This window comes from Priestia sp. 3CA3, from assembly GCF_056836725.1.
This window is the reverse complement of record NZ_JBXENJ010000005.1, coordinates 375,175-393,098: the sequence shown is the minus strand read 5'-3', so window position 1 is coordinate 393,098 and position 17,924 is coordinate 375,175. Positions and strand designations below refer to the sequence as shown.

Annotated in this window: 18 protein-coding genes; 3 read left to right on the top strand and 15 right to left on the bottom strand. The window is 38.0% G+C overall.

All coding sequences use genetic code 11. From position 1 onward, the window contains the following. Positions 1–14: 14 nt before the first annotated feature. Positions 15–839: a M55 family metallopeptidase gene (locus AC1VNJ_RS16160; RefSeq protein WP_033578456.1), complete on the bottom strand. Its 825-nt coding sequence runs from the start codon at positions 837–839 to the stop codon at positions 15–17. A gap of 252 nt (positions 840–1,091) precedes the next feature. Here AC1VNJ_RS16160 and AC1VNJ_RS16155 point away from each other — a divergent pair, with 252 nt between their 5' ends. Beyond that, a complete protein-coding gene (locus AC1VNJ_RS16155) occupies positions 1,092–2,387 on the top strand; it encodes a purine/pyrimidine permease (RefSeq protein WP_482641047.1) in 1,296 nt (431 codons plus the stop codon). A 30-nt stretch (positions 2,388–2,417) separates the two neighbouring features. Here AC1VNJ_RS16155 and AC1VNJ_RS16150 read toward each other — a convergent pair whose 3' ends face one another. The 3 genes from AC1VNJ_RS16150 to AC1VNJ_RS16140 all read right to left on the bottom strand — a co-directional run bounded on the left by AC1VNJ_RS16150 (position 2,418) and on the right by AC1VNJ_RS16140 (position 8,622). Beyond that, the gene (locus tag AC1VNJ_RS16150) at positions 2,418–6,623 is read right to left on the bottom strand and encodes a tetratricopeptide repeat protein (RefSeq protein ID WP_482641046.1); all 4,206 of its coding nucleotides are present in this window, start codon (positions 6,621–6,623) and stop codon (positions 2,418–2,420) included. Between the two features lie 167 nt (positions 6,624–6,790). Beyond that, on the bottom strand, positions 6,791–8,032 hold the full coding sequence (gene bcbE / locus AC1VNJ_RS16145) for a bacillibactin exporter BcbE (RefSeq protein WP_028414028.1): 1,242 nt from the start codon (positions 8,030–8,032) through the stop codon (positions 6,791–6,793). Positions 8,033–8,334: 302 nt separating this feature from the next. Beyond that, a complete protein-coding gene (locus AC1VNJ_RS16140; protein ID WP_028414029.1) occupies positions 8,335–8,622 on the bottom strand; it encodes a hypothetical protein in 288 nt (95 codons plus the stop codon). 275 nt (positions 8,623–8,897) lie between these two features. Between AC1VNJ_RS16140 and cspD the strand changes: the two genes are divergently transcribed. Beyond that, on the top strand, positions 8,898–9,101 hold the full coding sequence (gene cspD / locus AC1VNJ_RS16135) for a cold-shock protein CspD (protein WP_013056175.1): 204 nt from the start codon (positions 8,898–8,900) through the stop codon (positions 9,099–9,101). Positions 9,102–9,160: 59 nt separating this feature from the next. On the opposite strand, the gene AC1VNJ_RS16130 is transcribed toward cspD, so the two are convergent. From AC1VNJ_RS16130 to AC1VNJ_RS16120, 3 genes are read right to left on the bottom strand one after another with little or no spacing between them, the layout of a single operon-like run. Beyond that, positions 9,161–9,433 carry a DUF2564 family protein gene (locus AC1VNJ_RS16130; protein ID WP_028414030.1) on the bottom strand — a complete coding sequence of 91 codons (273 nt, stop codon included), beginning with the start codon at positions 9,431–9,433 and terminating at the stop codon, positions 9,161–9,163. Positions 9,434–9,489: 56 nt separating this feature from the next. Continuing rightward, complete coding sequence (locus tag AC1VNJ_RS16125) at positions 9,490–9,672, bottom strand: zinc-finger domain-containing protein (protein WP_013056173.1); 183 nt, start codon at positions 9,670–9,672, stop codon at positions 9,490–9,492. Between the two features lie 29 nt (positions 9,673–9,701). Then, complete coding sequence (locus AC1VNJ_RS16120) at positions 9,702–10,355, bottom strand: ribonuclease H family protein (protein ID WP_028414031.1); 654 nt, start codon at positions 10,353–10,355, stop codon at positions 9,702–9,704. Positions 10,356–10,574: 219 nt separating this feature from the next. Here AC1VNJ_RS16120 and AC1VNJ_RS16115 point away from each other — a divergent pair, with 219 nt between their 5' ends. Then, positions 10,575–10,973 carry a reverse transcriptase-like protein gene (locus AC1VNJ_RS16115; RefSeq protein ID WP_033578453.1) on the top strand — a complete coding sequence of 133 codons (399 nt, stop codon included), beginning with the start codon at positions 10,575–10,577 and terminating at the stop codon, positions 10,971–10,973. 6 nt (positions 10,974–10,979) lie between these two features. Here AC1VNJ_RS16115 and AC1VNJ_RS16110 read toward each other — a convergent pair whose 3' ends face one another. From AC1VNJ_RS16110 to AC1VNJ_RS16075, 8 genes are all read right to left on the bottom strand, one after another. Further along, complete coding sequence (locus AC1VNJ_RS16110) at positions 10,980–11,255, bottom strand: DUF6123 family protein (RefSeq protein WP_013082383.1); 276 nt, start codon at positions 11,253–11,255, stop codon at positions 10,980–10,982. Positions 11,256–11,316: 61 nt separating this feature from the next. Then, positions 11,317–11,778: a divergent PAP2 family protein gene (locus tag AC1VNJ_RS16105; RefSeq protein ID WP_013056169.1), complete on the bottom strand. Its 462-nt coding sequence runs from the start codon at positions 11,776–11,778 to the stop codon at positions 11,317–11,319. 130 nt (positions 11,779–11,908) lie between these two features. Beyond that, positions 11,909–12,223, bottom strand: a complete 315-nt coding sequence (locus tag AC1VNJ_RS16100) for a hypothetical protein (protein WP_013056168.1) — start codon at positions 12,221–12,223, stop codon at positions 11,909–11,911. 105 nt (positions 12,224–12,328) lie between these two features. Then, positions 12,329–12,586: a DUF2533 family protein gene (locus AC1VNJ_RS16095; RefSeq protein WP_182029438.1), complete on the bottom strand. Its 258-nt coding sequence runs from the start codon at positions 12,584–12,586 to the stop codon at positions 12,329–12,331. Next, positions 12,583–13,356 (bottom strand): nucleotidyltransferase domain-containing protein, encoded by a 774-nt coding sequence (locus AC1VNJ_RS16090; RefSeq protein WP_033578452.1) that lies wholly within the window; start codon positions 13,354–13,356, stop codon positions 12,583–12,585. Before AC1VNJ_RS16090 ends, AC1VNJ_RS16095 begins: the two co-directional genes overlap by 4 nt. Positions 13,357–13,361: 5 nt before the next feature. Continuing rightward, positions 13,362–16,979 (bottom strand): dynamin family protein, encoded by a 3,618-nt coding sequence (locus AC1VNJ_RS16085; RefSeq protein ID WP_482641045.1) that lies wholly within the window; start codon positions 16,977–16,979, stop codon positions 13,362–13,364. 199 nt (positions 16,980–17,178) lie between these two features. Next, positions 17,179–17,328, bottom strand: coding sequence for a hypothetical protein (locus AC1VNJ_RS16080; RefSeq protein WP_156830705.1), 150 nt, complete (start codon positions 17,326–17,328; stop codon positions 17,179–17,181). Between the two features lie 27 nt (positions 17,329–17,355). Then, positions 17,356–17,919, bottom strand: coding sequence for an isoprenylcysteine carboxyl methyltransferase family protein (locus AC1VNJ_RS16075; RefSeq protein ID WP_033578450.1), 564 nt, complete (start codon positions 17,917–17,919; stop codon positions 17,356–17,358). Positions 17,920–17,924 lie beyond the last annotated feature (5 nt).

The following is a 17,924-nucleotide window of genomic DNA, read 5'->3' as shown; positions in this document are numbered from 1 at the left end:
CTTTATCCCACCTTCTAACAGAATGTTGTGCGCGTAGCTAATTCAGTCATAACAAGCATGGCCTGATAAGCTTCTAAAATATCTTTTGCTTGAAACCGAACGGTCGTCGTTCCAGGTTCAATTTCTGTGCCCGGCATTAAATGCGCCCACTCTGCTTGACCATAATTTGCAAATTCTATTCGTAAGGTTGGGTGTTTAGGTGGAATTAAAGGTTTAACAAGGTGTTTGTGCTGAATAGCTGCGGCTGTTTTTTCTTGAAGTAATTGTTCTGCTTTCTTAGGGGTTAATGTTTTGGCTGCAGAACGTGAAATGGCCTGTTTGACGATAGCAGTCGTCACGTTTGGAATAAGCTGCTGTGCTTCCAGCGCCGTTTGGTCATCACCAGCTACCATTAAAACTGGCACGCCGTAATAGCCTGCGACGTATGCGTTGAAGCCTAACTCTCCAATATTCATATCGTCTATGTACATATTGCGAGCACCAAATATCATTGAATGAGACATGACACCAGGCATGGATGCTTTAGCATGATACCCTAGAAATATAGCACCATCAAAAGTCTGATCTAATCCCTGTACCATTGAATATGGTTTTACGCTTCCTGAAATAAGCTGAGTTTCTGGATGAAGCCGTTCAACAAGGAGATTATTCATACTCGAATGACTGTCATTTACCACAACTTCTGAGCACTTTTCTCTAAACCCTGCATAAATGACTGCATTCGCTTCATCCGTCATTATTTTGCGGCTTCTTTCATAATTCTCTTTCTCTCGCAGAACATTTGTGTGATCGACGAGTCCCGTAATTCCTTCCATATCAACCGACAGGTATAGTTTCATTTGTCTTATCCCTCCTCCTTCCTTGACTGTTAGTCAGTTCATTATAAATTATTCTTATGTTTATAATTTATAATTGTAAGAAAATTATAAATTATCTTTCTTCTTTTTACAACAATATATTGAATCTTTTGACATTTTACTCGTCATCCTTTTAACAAGATATCGCTTACAAATTGGAAATCCCATGGTAAAATAATAGAGCAACCTGTTGGTTCATTCAGCCGCTCGTCGGCATTAATTGAGGTGTTAAGAATGTTTCGAGTTTCCATTGCTTCGCTACAATGGTTTTTATTTATGATTTCTAATAGTATGATTGTTCCTATTGTAATTGCTTCTCAGTTTCATTTAAACGCAGCAGATTCTATTCAATTTTTACAGCGAACGTTATTTATTTTGGCTTTATCCGGGCTCTTGCAGGTATTTATAGGGCATAAATACCCAATCATGGAAGGGCCAGCTGGCGTTTGGTGGGGCGTCTTTTCTCTGTATGCGAGTCTTGGAACCGTTCTGTTTGGTTCTCACTCCGAAACGCTTCGCGTGCTGCAGTTCACCCTTCTTATAAGCGGGATAATTGCTATTTTAATGAGCCTGTTTGGTCTCATTGATAAACTAGCAAAATACTTTACTCCAACGGTTACCGGTACATATTTAATTTTATTAGTGACGCAGCTCAGCGGTTCCTTTTTAAAAGGAATGTTTGGCATTACAGAAACGAATTCAGCTATTAAACTTCCAATTGCGCTGACTTCAGCTGCGATTTTGCTGCTGACTTTTTATTTATTATCACACCGGACGTTAAATAAACTCAGCATTATTATTAGTATTGGTGTAGGCTGGGGAGTATTTGCAATGTTAGGGTTAGCTAAACCTATCGAATTTCAGGCGCAGTTATTTTACATACCTAAAGTGTTTGTATTCGGAGCTCCTCGCGTTGAATGGAATATGGTTGTTACTGCTTTTTTTGTAACACTCATTTTAATTACAAACATGCTCGCTTCTATTCGTGTTGTTGAGTCTGTTTATAAACACAAAGGAGAAAAAATTGAAAAAGACAATATTAAACGTTCCGGGATGGTTTCGGGTATAAGCCAGCTGCTTGGAGGATTGTTTTCAGGTGTCGGTGCCGTTCCTATTTCAGGTTCCGGTGGATTTATTTCAGCTACAAATATTTATAGCCGAGTTCCTTTTATTGTAGCATCGTGTCTTTTGCTTTTTCTGAGTATCTTTACCCCTTTAACATCCATTATGTCCGCTCTTCCTCCTGCCGTCGGATACGCGGCAATCTTTCCTGTTTTTACAGGTATGATGGCTCTTGGAATTGGAGAATTCAAGCATGCCAAACAGCCCGAAAAAGCAATGAAAAAAGCAGGTATTGCGCTGCTGTCGGGGATAGGGGTTATATTTTTGCCTTCTCAAGCTTTTTCAACACTTCCTCCTTTAATTACTACGTTTTTAAGCAATGGATTAGTTCTTGGTACCATTATCATTCTTGCACTGGAAATTTTCGAATCACTTTCGTTGAAAAGACAAGATGCAAAAGATGGATAAAAAAAAGAAGCTGAAACTCAGCTTCTTTTTTTACCTTTTTACCGTTAATCCTTTTAGTTCATCGTCTTCCATAGCCATTTCATAAAATTCTCCCGTTTCATCGTGCGCTAAAACATAATCCAACTCTTCCTGAGCAGAGGCAGTTTTTCCAAGAACAGCTAGGTAGCATGCCAAGTTATAGCGAATAAAAAGATCTTCGTCTCCGCTTTCTACTCTGGTTATCATAAGCGAAGCTGCTGCTTCTGTTTCACCTTCTAAATGATACGCGATACCTAAATCGGTATACATTCCTTCATACTCTTGATGCTGTTCAATTGCTTTTTGAAGAAGCTGAACAGTTTCATGATAACGTTCCGTTTTATTATACAGTTTTGCTAGTCCTGCATATATGTCAGGCTGATAAATCTCCTGCTGAAGTAATTCTTGAAAAGCAGCCTCTGATTTTTCTACCTCTTCAAGGTTACTCAAAATAAATGCTCGGTATATCTGCAAATCTATATGATTTGGCTGCTGTTTGAGAAGTTTTTGAACTAAGTTTAGCGCTTCATGTGCAGCCTGTTCATTTTCTTGGATATTAACGAGTATATTGGCTAAATGATAGGCAACATCAAAATCCCAGCTTTGATGCAGCGATTTTTTCAGCACGGTGATGCTATCTTCAATCAACCCTTTCTCTTCGTAAAAAGCCGCAAATGCATGCACAGCCTCTTTATTATTTCGATCCGTTTTTATGGCAAGTTCATACAATTCAATCGTTAAGCCAAGCAGCGTAACCGTTTTTGCTTTTGCTTTGAATTTTGCTAAGCTTCGTTTGAAGATAGATCCTTGCTGCTCTTCTACGACCGAATCGGCATACTCATTTAAAGCCTCGGCTGCGTTTTTAAATAACAAACTTTTGCTTTGTTTTTCCATTTTTATCTTTTTTAAATCTGCCGTAAGCCCGGACAGTTTTTTTCCATTTGGAAAGCTAGACATGAATGTTTGAAATAGAGCGTAATCTTCCGGATCCTCACTTAGCAACTCTGTAAGAACTTTTCTAGCTTCTTCATATCTCTGTTCCATGATGAGCCATTTTGCCTGATGATGGCGAATAGCAGGATTCTGTGGATCTAGTTCAAGAGCCTTCTCTAGATACGCTTCAGCCTGTGAAATGTCTCCTTTTAGACGATACACATGAGCCTGGCTGTCAGCGAGCCATTGAGGTAGCACAATTTCCTCTACGCTCTTTAATACCTCTAACAGCTCTTCATACTCTTTCTCTGTTTCACAAAGTGAAGCTACGTGCTCAACGTTTACTTCCATAGGATTCAGCTGTATCCATTGAAGCAGCCAATTTCTTTCAGCCGTTCGATTTTGTTCTTCACAAGCCATTTCGGCAAGCTTCATACAAGCGGCTTCAAATGTTTTATCAAGAGTTAAGCACTTTTGGAAGGCCTCTTTTGCTTCAGTGATGCGATTCATTGATTGATATATTTCACCTAACCGATAATATGGCAAAGCATCTTGCTTGATACGAAGCGCTTGATGATAAAGCTTCTCACTTTTTGTTAGCTGCTTGACCTGTTCGTATAATATGCCTAAATAGCACATGTACAAAATCTCATTAGGGTGCTCTTGATGTTCTGCAGTTAAAAACTTAATTCCACGAGTCAATAACGCCGTGTCTTCTAAATAACCCGTATATGCTTCTAACACTTCATCTAACGCTGTTTGAGCAAAATGAATTCCTTCTTCATAAAGAGCAAATCCAAACTCTAACGTTTGATTGTCTAGCTCCTTTTGTTTTGCTGCATCTAAAAGCATGCTGCCTGCATCCAACATGACGTCGCTGTTCGATGAAAACTTCTGCGCAATAAGCGTGAGCGTATCAACGGCCGTTAAATGTTCACCTGTTTCTAAATACGCATAAGATAACCCCAAATACATAAGGGCATCTTCCTCTATTTTTAAGCCTTCTTTATACAGAGCAATAGCTTCTTCGTACCTTTGATTCGCGACGTATAAATCGCCTAGTCTTCCTCGAATTGTCATGTCGCCCGGTAGATGCTTCATGCCTTCTTTGAGATAGCTTTCAGCTTCGTCCGTTTTTTCTAGTTGATATTGTAGCAAATCAGCTATCGAAAGATATGGATAAGGAACAGTCGGCAAAAGCTGTTTAGCTACTTGAAACCCCCGGTAAGCTTTACGAAACTTTTTTAAATGTTCATCACAACGGGCTCTTTCAAACCAGCTGTGCGCATCTTTTGGGTTTTCCTTTAATAACGCGTCGAAAAGATTTCTGGCTTCTGCGTATCTTTCTTTCTCCATTAAAATAAGTCCGTGATTGATTTGTGTATAAGATTCATCACTATACATATTTAAGGAAATAGTCGAGCATTCAAAAGCCTTTTCGAGGTTTCCCTGGTACATGTATGCAAGTGCTAGATAGCTCCAGTTCAAATGCTGCTCTACGTCTAATTGCAGCGAGCTGCGCAGTGCTTCAACAGCCTCATCATATTTCTCTTCATCCAGCGCAATTCTTCCTTTAAGATAGTGATAAAAAGAGCTATGCTTTTTGTTATCTATGTGGTGTAACAAGGAAGATGCTCCCTTACTGTCGTCAAGTTTAAAAAAGGCATATGCGGCGTGAAGCTTAAGATAATCATGATTGCTATATTTCTCTAACACATGATTAATACACGTACGAATATAGGCTTCATGCTCTTTTCTGTATAAATGCTTCATACTGTAAATAGCGGAAAATGGAACATGCTCATTTGCTTTTAATAAAGAAACGAGATCGTTAATGTGGGCCTCTTCATCCGCTTCAACTAGTTCGATTAAGTCATACAGCTGACGGATAAACTCATCTTGCTCTTTAGAAAGTGAAGCGAGATCCGCTGCCGCTTTAGAAGCAACAATTGATAAAAACCCCGAATTAGCGTAATGCTGATCAAAATTTTTATATTCTACATATGTTGGACTTAGAAAATTAGCATCTTGTACATGGAAAAGTTCAAGTTCATCATCGTAGCCAAATACAACTTGAACGTGGGAAGCTTGTTCAAATTCCAGACTGACCAAAATAGGCAGCCCTTTGTCTAATAGTTCTTTAAACTGTTCAACTGTGCCTGTGAAAAACATCGCTGCAAAGCCAAGAGATTCAAAGTAGCTCACCGCAGTTGATAATTTGGATCCTAAGCCGCCGTAAATACGCGTTCCAATCTCATCCTGTGTTTTTTCGGTATGTAAAAGCCTTAACATCATACTCATACTGGCTGGCACGCAATAATTATCTTTTTGAACGATGGGTACAATCGGAAGCTTGATTGTACTGAATTTATCGTCTGTATGCTTTCCGATTAATTTTTGATAAGGTGAATCTTTTAAACATCGCTTGGTCGAGAGCAGATGCATAAGCTGAGATTGCTGCTGCTGTTCAAAATAAATGTCGGCGCGCAGCAGCGTAAAAAAATCTTGATAATCGTGATAGGGTAACTTTGAGTCGATAAATTCAATCGTTTCAAGCAAGAGAGAATACTCTTTTAAATCTTTTAATCGCATCACTTTATCCATATATAAAGACGGAAGCTGTGGATAGCGAACAATAGCCTCGTTAATTGTTTCAAGCGCTTGTTCATGCTTCCCTTCGTACGCATATAAGTCCGCTAGCATTGCATAGCAAAAATCTCCATTCTCCTTATATGCCGTTCCTTCTTTTAAGCAGGCTTCAGCTTTCATTCTGTCGTTGAGATGCAAATAAAAATATCCCCATCTGTCAGCCATACCCTTTTGGTTATGTGACGTTACTTGTTTCATCCACTTAGAAGCTTCATCCACTTGTTTCATTTCTAAAAGAATTCTTACCTTTAAAAAATAGATTTTCTCAAGCTGTTCCTTTTTAACTGATTCCGTATCCAGCTGAGAAATTAATAAAGAAAGTCTATCATCAGCGTCAAGTATCTTGCCTTCGCGCAGGAGATCATCGCAATAAAGAGTCACCATTCGAATCGAGCCAAATCGACGATAGCCATATGTCGTTAACATTCGGCTTAAACGATTTAATAAAGCCTCATCACAAAAGCGGATAAGCTCGTACAGCTCTTCTTCCGTTTGTAAGTGTGTCAACCATTCTTTCACAATCCTCGCAAGGCTCTTTGGTTGAAGGCTTTGTACTTCTTCTGTTATATACGCTACAAGATCAAATATTTGATAATGATCCACCATGCTTTTTAATTTCTGATAATTTATACTCAATTCAAAACCACCTTATTCAATAAAATAAGAACTATTACATCTGCTGTCTATAAATTGAAGTATAAGAAATTTCAAGGATTTTTTCTAGACACAATATAAATTTAAGCATATTGACGGGTCTTTAAATAGCAAAGAGCTGTCTTTTATCATAAGACAGCTCCGTAAAATCACACTTCAGCTTTCTTCAGTTTTACACCGCCTTCAGGTTTTGGTTTGATAGCTTTTAAAACTAAAATGGCACCTACTGCACTAACCCCTAGAGACGTTTGGAACACAGCCATGTCCGACCACTTCATAAGCAATGTATAAAGAGGAGGCCCAGCTGCTACTCCGACAAAGCGCATCGAACTGTAAAGAGACGTAATGGTTCCTCTCTCTTCCTTTTCAATTCCTTCTGTAATAAGTGCATCAAGACTGGGAAGAGCTGCTCCAATTCCAATTCCACCAAGCACTAAAGTGAGTAAAATACTAAAAAGAGACGTATTAAAAAATAAAATGATGAAAGAACATGTTAACAATAAAAAGCCAAAAAAAGCAGACCACTTCATAACGATTTTATTGTTGCCAACTTTTTTCCCCGCCACAAAAGAAGAAATAGATAAAGCGAGCAAAGGAATAGCCATTACCAAGCCTTTTTTCGTATTCACAATATGATAACGCTCCTCTAGTATGGTCGATAGGTAAAATAAAACCCCGAATAATACAAGCATAATAATGGCGCCTAAAATAAAAATAGCCATAAGCCATCCAATATTTTCTTTGAGCGTCTTCTTCAAATCCTTCAAAAACTGCGTGATACTTTTCTTTTTTTGTTCAGATTCAGAAGAACTATCATTTTTCGGAACTTTTACTAAAAAGATAACTAAAAGAATCGAAATAAGGCAAAGAATAGGAATGAACCAAAAAGGAAGAAACCAAATCATAGCCGCTAAAAAAGCTCCCAGTATTGGGCTTAGTACTTTCCCAAACGTATTGGCTGTTTCAATTAAACCTAGTCCTTTTGTAATTTCTTGCTCGTCTTTGAACATATCTCCTACACAAGGCATCACAACAGGCATAGCCCCTGCTGAACCTATTCCTTGAATCGCGCGGCCAATTAAAATAACCCAGAATGGATTGGCCATTTGCCATGAAGCCCAGCCTGTTAAAGCCCCTCCTACTGCAGCAAGCAGCAAACTAGGAATAATAATTTTCTTGCGGCCAAATCGATCTGATAAATAACCAGCAATCGGGATTAAAAAAATAGCGAAAATTGAGTAGACCGTGATAATCATGGATACCTGCAGCGAGCTTATCTGTAGACGTTTTTCAATCACCGGCAACACCGGAATTAACATTGAATTTCCGAGGGTCATGATAAGTGGCACAGAAGCAAGAGCAAGTAAATCCAATTTTTTTCTACTTTCCATAGCGTCCTCCAAACCTTACTTCTAATTAACGTCACAATCACACGTTTTTCAATTTAAGCTTTATAAAACTTCTCGTGTTCATTGATTTCAAAGCTTAACTATCTCATTACATAAGATGATGTGTATCTATATTTTTTAGCTAAAAAGGTAATTGCTATTCATGGTTTCACTGTTCTTCTTTAATTTATTGAACTTTGTTATTTATTCTTGTTAATACTTGTAAAAACACATGTTTTTAATCCCATATATGAAGAAGCGTACGAGTATCTCCGTACGCTTCTTCATATATAGGCGTCATCTTATTACACTACTTCACCTCGATGACCATCTCCATCATACATAAACTGTTTATCAATAATATGTTCGATATATATGGTTGTCAAATCGCTTTTTTTCACTTGAGCTACAATTAATCCTAACGGATCACCAATGGTGAAGCTTGTTCCATTTTGAAACATTAACAGCTGCTCATTTAAATGCAATACGCGCTTATAAATTTGTTCTTTCTCTAGGCTGCTGCGGCTCTTTGCTGCTTCGAGCGTTGAAAATAACAAAATGATTTCTTTTCCATTTATTTGTGTACGATACATACACGACCCACTCCTTATCACCGCGTTAAAATTATGCTGACTATACTTTTATTATAAACTAAATTTTCAGTTATTTTTCATCTCACAAGAAATTTTTTTATTAAAAATAGACTATATCCATGTTAAATAAAATTTAATTTTCAGAAAAGTTAAATTTTAATATTGAAATTTTATTTCTTCTTATTATATAATATAAACAATCATTTACCTCTATTGGAAATGATAATTCGAGTTTCAGCAGCATGATGCTGCACAGTACTAGGGGGATTCAAGTTATGCAAAATGGTAAAGTAAAATGGTTCAACAATGAAAAAGGCTATGGCTTTATTGAAGTTGAAGGCGGAAGCGACGTATTTGTACATTTTTCTGCCATCCAAAGCGAAGGTTATAAATCCTTGGAAGAAGGACAAGAGGTATCTTTTGAAATTGTAGAAGGCAATAGAGGCCCACAAGCCGCTAATGTCACTAAGCTATCATAAATAGATCTTTTTATTTTATAGTAAAAGAGACTCTTTTCCGAGTCTCTTTTTTGTTATACCTAGCGTTTGGCCTCAGTAAGCTGCTGGTCACATGTTTGAATAGACTGCATGCACTGCTGAAGAAATTGCTCGTCTACTCCTGTGCCATGAGCTTTGGCAGATTGAAGCTGTGCTTTTGCATCATTAAGCGCATTCGTTGCCTCTTCAAGCTGCTGAGGACTCATACTCATCGTAGCTGTCCCAATCATCTTTTGAGCAGATTGAATGGACACTTCTACTTGCTTTAAATCATTATATCCTGTTGTTACTTCTTCATTTGAAAACTTATCCATTGAAAGAACACCTCCATATGGATAGAATGAAGCTGCTGCCGACAAATTATACACGCTTACTTTTTAGTCAGCAAATCTCCATACTGCTTAATCTTTTCTCCTACGGTACACTCTTTAATACAAAACGTCTGAGCGTATGTTTTGCCCTTTTCTTTGTTAAACGTTTTTTTTACAAAACAATCACTACAGTAGTAATCCAATAACTCCGTTACTTCTTCTAATAATTGTTTACGTTCCACTCTCGTTCATCTCCATTTCGTTCTGTGTGTTACACTTGCTTCCTGCTAGCAATTGGTATCCCTTGAAGAGCTTGAGTCGCAAGCTGGTCGGCCTCTTCATTTTCCTTCCTTGAAATAGGCTCATATACCGGTCGGATACCAAGTTCCTGCATTTTATCTTCTATTCGATCTAAGTACCGATTAAACTCTTCTTCGAAACAGGGCCACTCCCCTGCAAGCTGATTTAATACAACCTGAGAGTCACCTCTAAACGTTACCGGTATATGATGAACACCAAGTTCCTCAAGCTCTTGTATTAAATAATAAAAAGCAGCATACTCTGCCTCATTATTTGATTCTATCTCTTGCAGTCTTGAGTTTCGTCGTATTCGGTAAGACTGGTTGTTCTGTTTAAAATAAATCACAACCCCAAGCCCCGCTAAAAGCGTATCATGCTCATAGCCTCCGTCAAAATATGCCACAATATCGTGAGGCTCTGTCTGTACTTCCTGTAAGAGCTTTTTCGCTTCTTTTACAGTCCATTTTTGCTGCTGCTCATCAAGTAAAAAAATTTCCTTCGTTCGACCTGTTTTTTCTAAATCACCCACAATCATTAGCGCCTCATTCGCATCTGTGAAATCGGATGTGAAAATTAACTGTTTATGTTTCGAGGATTTATAATGCCATTCAATTTGGAAATTCATAACGAGCATTCCTTTCATCAGCAATTTTGAATTCAACACTTTTTCTGCTTTTTTGTATTTTATCTTCTATTATGTCTTTTCATGACAGTTTTCTTACCTAATAAGCGGATTTTAGCGTTTATACGTGCTAATATAAAATAGCTGAAGTACTTATGATACAATACTATTGATGAAAAAACATGGTTTAAGCTTATATTGTTTTAACAAGGAGGCTGTATGATGATTGAAGTTTATATAGACGGAGCCACTGCTGGCAATCCTGGTCCTTCTGGAGCTGGTATTTTAATTAAAGGAAATGGTGAACATCATCGTTACGCTATTGCTCTTGGGACAATGACGAATCATGAAGCAGAGTACCATGCACTTCTTCATGCATTAAAAATTTGTTTAGAAAAAAAGTATACGAGCGTATCTTTTCGAACAGACTCTCAGCTAGTAGACCGCGCAATGAACCAAGAATACGTTAAAAATAAAGCGTTTGCTCCTTTACTGGAAGAAGCCCTCAAATTGTCCAGTCAATTTGATTTATTTTTTATAAAGTGGATCCCTAGCTCTCAAAATGCAGGTGCTGATCAGCTGGCCAGACAAGCCATTAATCAAAAAGAAGCAGGAATGTAATCCTGCTTAAATCATACCTGATGACTTTAAATATTGAATGGCTTGTTTTTGATTGCTAATACGATTTGATGTCAAATTCTCGAGGAGCGATACAAAAAAACTGCCGTCAAATTCTTTTTGTACTTTTAGTGTCCATTCAATTGTAAATATGACCATCTCGTCAGCTGCACGCGTATACTGCTGACCAAATGAAATAAATCCACGTGCATCTTCTGCTAAATGAAAGCCTTTTTCTTCAAGATAAAGAAGATACTCTTCAACGGTTTGAGCTGTTTTTGTCACTTTTTCGTCCCATCCTTTTGCAAAGGTTCTTCTTTATCTTAGCTTACTTTTGGCTATTTGACTATGATTTCCCTTCTAAAAAATAGCCAATTGCTCCAAGTGCTACTCCTAAAATGGCTCCGCCAATCACTTCTTCTGGCTGATGACCAAGCATTTCTTTCAAGCGCTGTTCCGTCAAATCGTGAAAGCCTCCGTCTGGAAGACCCGCAAGCTTTTCAATTTCTTCATCTAACGTATTCACTTTAATAGTAATTTCGCCAGTCTGCCTTCGAATTCCTTGTGCATCGTACATCACAATAATTCCAAAAACAGATGCTAACGCAAAGTCAATCGTAGAAACACCTCTTTTTAATGCTACATAGGTAGCCAAAGAAGATACGCCGGCTGAATGAGAGCTTGGCATTCCACCCGACGCAGCAATCATCCGCATATCCCATTTTCCTGTTTGATACTTTTTAATTGGGATTTTTAAAGCTTGTGCTAAACCGATTGATGAAAGAGCAATGACAATTCCTTTATTCATATTGCTTCACCTCATCTATAGTTTGTGATGGATTGACATCTTGTACCCAAGCAAATATTGCCCAACAAAAAACGCCGGGCTAATCTGCTGACAGAGCAGACTAATCCCGGCGTTTTTGGAAACAGTTCTGTTATTTTTTACGCTTTTTTTGTGCAGCATTATTCATTTTGGCAGATTCAACTTCAGCATAAGAGCCGAATTCTTGTCCATATTGATTATTTGCACTTTTATTAGCTTCTAACTTCTTGTTAACAGAATTATTTTGGTTTTGTTGCACGTTGAACTCAGAAGCAAACTCCCCAGCATAAGTGTCATTTGCACTTTTTGCACGCTTTGCTTTTTGAGCCTGATTTGCTTTAAACTCAGAAGAGAACTCTTGGTTATAATTATGCTTTGCATTGTTATTCGCTTGCGCATTTTTATTACCTAATTTTTGACGACCCATCGCTATCTCCTCCTATTTGTACCTCGTTGGTACACTATTAGTATGGATCAAGCGGCACGTCATATCCTGTTCAAATTAAGGTAAAAACACCAGAGCTTAGCACGTTTATATTCTTGCTGCGTACTCTTTAACCATTTCTTCCGTCACTACTTTACGGCCTGGAATGATGGTATATTTTTGAGACAGCTCATTAATTTCTGCTGTTACAGCGTTAATACCGTCTACAGAAAAGGGCTTCCCTTCTTTGCAGAGAAGCACAGCTGCTTCAATAGCTTGCTCACGTCGAGCTTCTAAGCTGGCAAAAGCACGTACTAATTCGTGCTGTTTTTTAGAATGGGCTGAAATTTCTTTATGTACACTCATGTTCGTTCCTCCATTATATTATGCTGAGTTAGTAAAAATAAGTTAATGTCCTCATAACTGATTTGCTTTTCCGGTAATTCTTTTAAGTTTTTTTCTATCGCTGCAGATTCTTTCTTAATGCTATCCAAAAAGTTTTTCATCTTTTCATTAAAAGCGACTTTCCCGCTTATCTTGCATTGTACAAATTGCTCAATGATGGATTGCTGCCTATCGTCGAGATTTGCCTGCTTACATAAATCGGCAAATAAAATGACAGGGAAACTGCGCTGCTTTACAACTACTTTCAGTGATAAAAATGCACGAATCAGTTGGAGCATCACTTTTATATCCTCTATTGTAACAGAAGATGTCAGATTTCTTTTACTATTTATCGTTAAAATTTTAAAATAATGATATCCCAATGCTTTTAAGGAATATGATTGAGCCATCATTTGCCGGAGTGGCTCAGCAAACGATGACTTTTGATAATAAACAAAAGGCGACCATAGCCACTCATAAAGCGAAGGGTTTGATTTTGTAAACAAATAAATGGTTTTGTACAAATCCCACCCTTGCATATCATAATTGCCTTCTGCTACATTAATGACCTCTTGAGGTCTATTGAGATGAAGATAGCGTGATGCTTTATATTTATATATAAAGCGGACGTCAAAATCACTCGCTAACGTGTCCAGTCCGTAAGCACGGCTCCCTGATTCACATGCAAACAAAATTTCTACATTATATTCTTTTTCAATTTCCTGTAAACGTTTATTTATGTGTGTAGACATAAAAATTAATGACCCTTTCTTTCCTCCAATACATGTTCTAGCACCGTCATTGTACTTACCAATTCTTGAATTGGAAATTCTTCAGACACGGCCGCTTGCAGCTGTTTGTAATAATCATACCATTCTTCAGATACAGACTGTTTATGCGCTAAAACGTACTGATTCACTAAATAGGTATAGTGTGAATGAAGAGCAGCTTCTTCTTTCGCAATGTAGTGATTAACATCCGGCTTAATACGTTCTAATAAAGCAGCGTGGAGCTTTGCCTTCTCATTTTTTTCAAAAAAGCTTTTATTGTTTTTATACAGTGAAAGCTCTTTTTGATACGATTCATTCTTATCGAATTGATGACTTGTCACAACTTCGCTGCCATTTGGAGGCTCTAACGAGTTCAACGTTGGAGTAAACGTCGGTTCATAGCGCTGTAGCTTTGTGATGATCATTCGATGCCAGTCTTCGATTAATTTTACGATGTATTTTTCGATTCGCAAAGTGGTCGCACGCACTTCTTGCGTTGCGTCGAAGGAAATAGACGTTAACAACTCCTGCAAACACAGGCGCAGCTGCTTTTGCTTTTCACCTCGATCATCCCTTAAGTTTGCCGGACTGAATGCTTCTTTAAAGAAGTCATCGTACCTCACAAACAGACGTTTTTTCACATAAAATAAAAGCTCTTCTAATTCTCGGTCAAACTGCTGTTGTTCATATTCAAAATGAATTTCATGCAGTTTTGCTGCTACCTGCTCATTTTTTATGTGAAGAGATTGAATGTATCGCTTTTTATCGACTTCTGATTTTGTCTGCACCTGTTTCATTTCATTGGCAACTGCTAAAATTTGTTCGAAATCTGCATAGACACTTTGGATAGCAAGCTCTGGTAATTCATAGTTTATGAAGCGGTAAAACGCATTTTTGAATGGCAGAAACATTTTATCCTCGTGGTTTTGCAAAGCCTGCAAGCTTGATACCGGGTATAAGCGCGGAAAGCGTATACCATACTGTTCAAGCTGCTCTTTTACGTACGTCTGAACTAACTGCAGCTCTGTATCCGAGCTGGCTAAGTCCGCTGCATTTACTAAGAAAAACATTTTATCAAGCGCAAATACATCTTTGACACGGCCAAGCTGAATAAGAAATTCTCGGTCAGCTTTTGAAAATGCATGATTATAATACGTTACAAATAAAATGGCATCTGCATTTTTGATATACTCAAACGCTACTCCCGTGTGTCTCGCATTGATTGAATCAGCTCCAGGTGTATCAACAAGCGTAATGCCTAAGCGAGTAAATTCACAGTCATAATACAGGTTAATAAATTGAACAAAACATGCTTTTTCTTCCTTGGCTACATAATCATGAAATCCTTCTGTATCCACTACTACTTCTGAACCGATATGATGCTTGACTTCGCCGTAGCCTTTTTCTACTGCCTGTAAAAACGACAAATGCAGCTGCAGCTCTTCTGTTGCCTGCAGGGTCGGAATAATCGCTAGCGCTTCGTCAATTGTTTCTACTTCATGATGAAACAGCTTAAGTGCACCATTTAAATCTTGGATCATCTGCTCGTTTGTTTTCATTTGCACAACAGCTGTTTTATGCGGCCGTTTTTCTGTTGGAGGCATAATTTTATTGATAGTTGCTGTTGTTGGATTCGGAGATACAGGAAGTAATCTTTCTCCAATCAACGCATTAGCAAAAGATGACTTACCGGCACTGAATGCTCCGAATAAAGCTACGGTAAACGTTTGATTTGATAGCTTTTTACGTTTTTCTTGAAGCCTATTAATAAAGCGGTCTAATTTTCCAAATGAACGGAGCTGTTCGAGAACAGCTGATACATCTTGAAGAACCTTTTCTGTTCCTGTTTCATGCACAGCTTCCTCAGGCTGTGAAACTAACTGCTGCTCACTCGCAGCTTCATGCTTTTCTTCAGCTTTCATGATGCCCGTTTCATATTCTTCTTGTAACATATATGACAACTCGTTTGTATCTTCTAGCGTTAGGTCGTCATCAGTTTGCTGTAAAGATTGAAGCAACGCTTTTGTACGTGCCAGTTTTGCTTTCATTTCCTGAAGAGATGTATACGCTTCTTCAAATGCCTGACATTCCTGCAAGTGTTGAGAAATATTCTCACGCTTTACTTCATCTTGCTCCATTTTGCTCTGTTCGATTTGCGCATAGAGCTCGTATAACAATCGCGTGGCTTTTTTCTTAATGTGATCAGCTACATCTTTTGCGTACGTTAAAACATAATCACCATTAATCGTAGCTCCTGCTTTTACCGTTTCAATTAAGTCATGAGGTTCTAACGGAATTTCAAACTGCTGAACCTGGCGTATAAGATCCGGGTCAGTAAGATTTTGATTTTTCACCAGATCTTGCACATATTGCTGCAAGTGCCACTGCAGCTGAGAGGCTGTTCGTTCTTTCATATCGTCAAAAAATAACGTCAGCCGCTCTTTTTTTACTTCCTCGGTCTTTTTCTTAGCAAATAAAAGACCGACTTTGAAATCAGGCTTTGTCGTTTCTAAAAACAGCCTAGCTTTTTCTCTCATTTCATATGGTGTTAAATTGGCGTTGCTTAGTATCTTGCCTGTTTCTTGTTGGTACGTTTCTGCTAACTGCTTTTCAGCACGCTTTATTTCCGCTTCTTTTTCGAGAAGCTGCTCTTTTTGCTGCTTATTTATTTCATGGTTCTCAAGCGTCAGCTTATGGCGCAGCTCGTCATGAATCGTTAACTTTTCTTCTTCTTGGTCTTCAATAAAGGCAAGGTGATCGTCAATTAACATTTGCATCGCATGTTGAATATGCTGATGTCGGTTTTCTTTTTCCGTCATCATAGCAAGTAATAGAGATTTTACGTACGAAAGGTCATTATGACGGTTGGCTGGCTCTTTTAACGACGTATAGAAGATTCCTTCTGGTCTAACATTCCACTTTAAAAATGACGTTTCTACAGATTCTTTAAATGCTTGAAATGTTAGCTGATCTTCTTGATGTTTATCGATTTGATTTACAATTAAATAAAGCGTTTTATTAGCTTCTTGCAGCTGTTTTGCAAATTGAAGATTTAATTCTGCCTGCACATGATTATAATCCATCACGTAGAAAATAACGTCCGCTAAGTGAAGAGCTGACTCGGTCGATACACGATGCGCATCATCTGTTGAATCAATCCCCGGTGTGTCCATCACCACAACATTTTTAGGAATAGCGTTTGTCTCGATTGATAAATGAATGGACTCTACTTCATCTCCGTCGACAGCAAACTGCTTAATTTGTTCATACTGATAAGGCGCTTCATAACGCACCGGCGGCTGTTTGCGGTAATAAACGGTTGCATGCTCATCCCCAGCCTTTACTGATACTAAGTTTGCGCTTGTCGGAATAGGACTTGCAGGCAAAATTGCTTGCCCCATTAATTCGTTAATCATACTCGATTTCCCAGCCGAAAAATGTCCGCAAAATGCTACAACAAATTCACCGTTCACCCACTTTTTTAACAGCTGTATTGCTTTTGCTGCCTGCTGTTCATCTCCAGCTGCTTGAAATTGCTTATGTAAATGAAAAAGAGATGCTTCCAATTGGAGATTTTCTTGATGTTTCACACTCACTTTACCCATTATTACTCTACCCCTTTTGCCTCATTCAAGACTGTATTTAAATGTTCTCTATCCATCTTTGTTTCTGCTTATTCTTTCTCTATTTTACTTGATTCACCTACGTTTTCCCATAAAAAACTGAATTTTTAGTTACAAAAACAATAAAAAAAGCTGTCAATAATTTGACAGCTTTGCATTGTATTTATTTACCGTGTATATATTACGCCTTTTGGGCTTTTTCAATATTTTTCATTACATACGTTGTGACGCCAACATATGTAGCAAGTGCTCCGATCACAAAAAGACTAACCATTACGTCCACCACCGTTTCTACTTGATGAAATTGATAATCTTTATCATTTGATTTCATCTTATCATGAAAGATAATCATTTTCAATTAGTTTTGAGATTTTTTTGCAGGAAAGAAACGTCCCGTATTTTGCATGACCTCGCCATAATTTGTTTCATTCGTTAGCGCTTGCTCTTCTAAAGGAATTCTAACGGCTAATATACACAAATTGAAAACAGAAAAAATAGCTAACGTCCAGTATGCCTGAAACATAAGCGGAACTAACACCAATTCTGCCGCTACAACTATATAATTTGGGTGCTTCATAAACCGATAAGGACCTCTTAGCACAACCTTCGCGTTAGGCAAGACGATAATTTTTGTATTCCAATACTTTCCTAACGAAGAAATAGCCCATACTCTTGCAAGTTGCACAAGCACAAAAAAGCTAAACAACAAAAAAGAAAAGTGATACATTCCACCGCTTAACACATACACTTCCGTAAAAAGAGCAGCAAAAAAAGCAGCGTGCATGCTTACCATCCATTTGTAGTGACTTTGACCAGCTTCGTACGCTCCCTGCTTCTTCATCCAAGCTTCATTTCTTTTGGCAATCACCAGTTCACATAGACGCTGTAAGATAATAAATACAAAAAAACTATAAAAAAACAATCGCT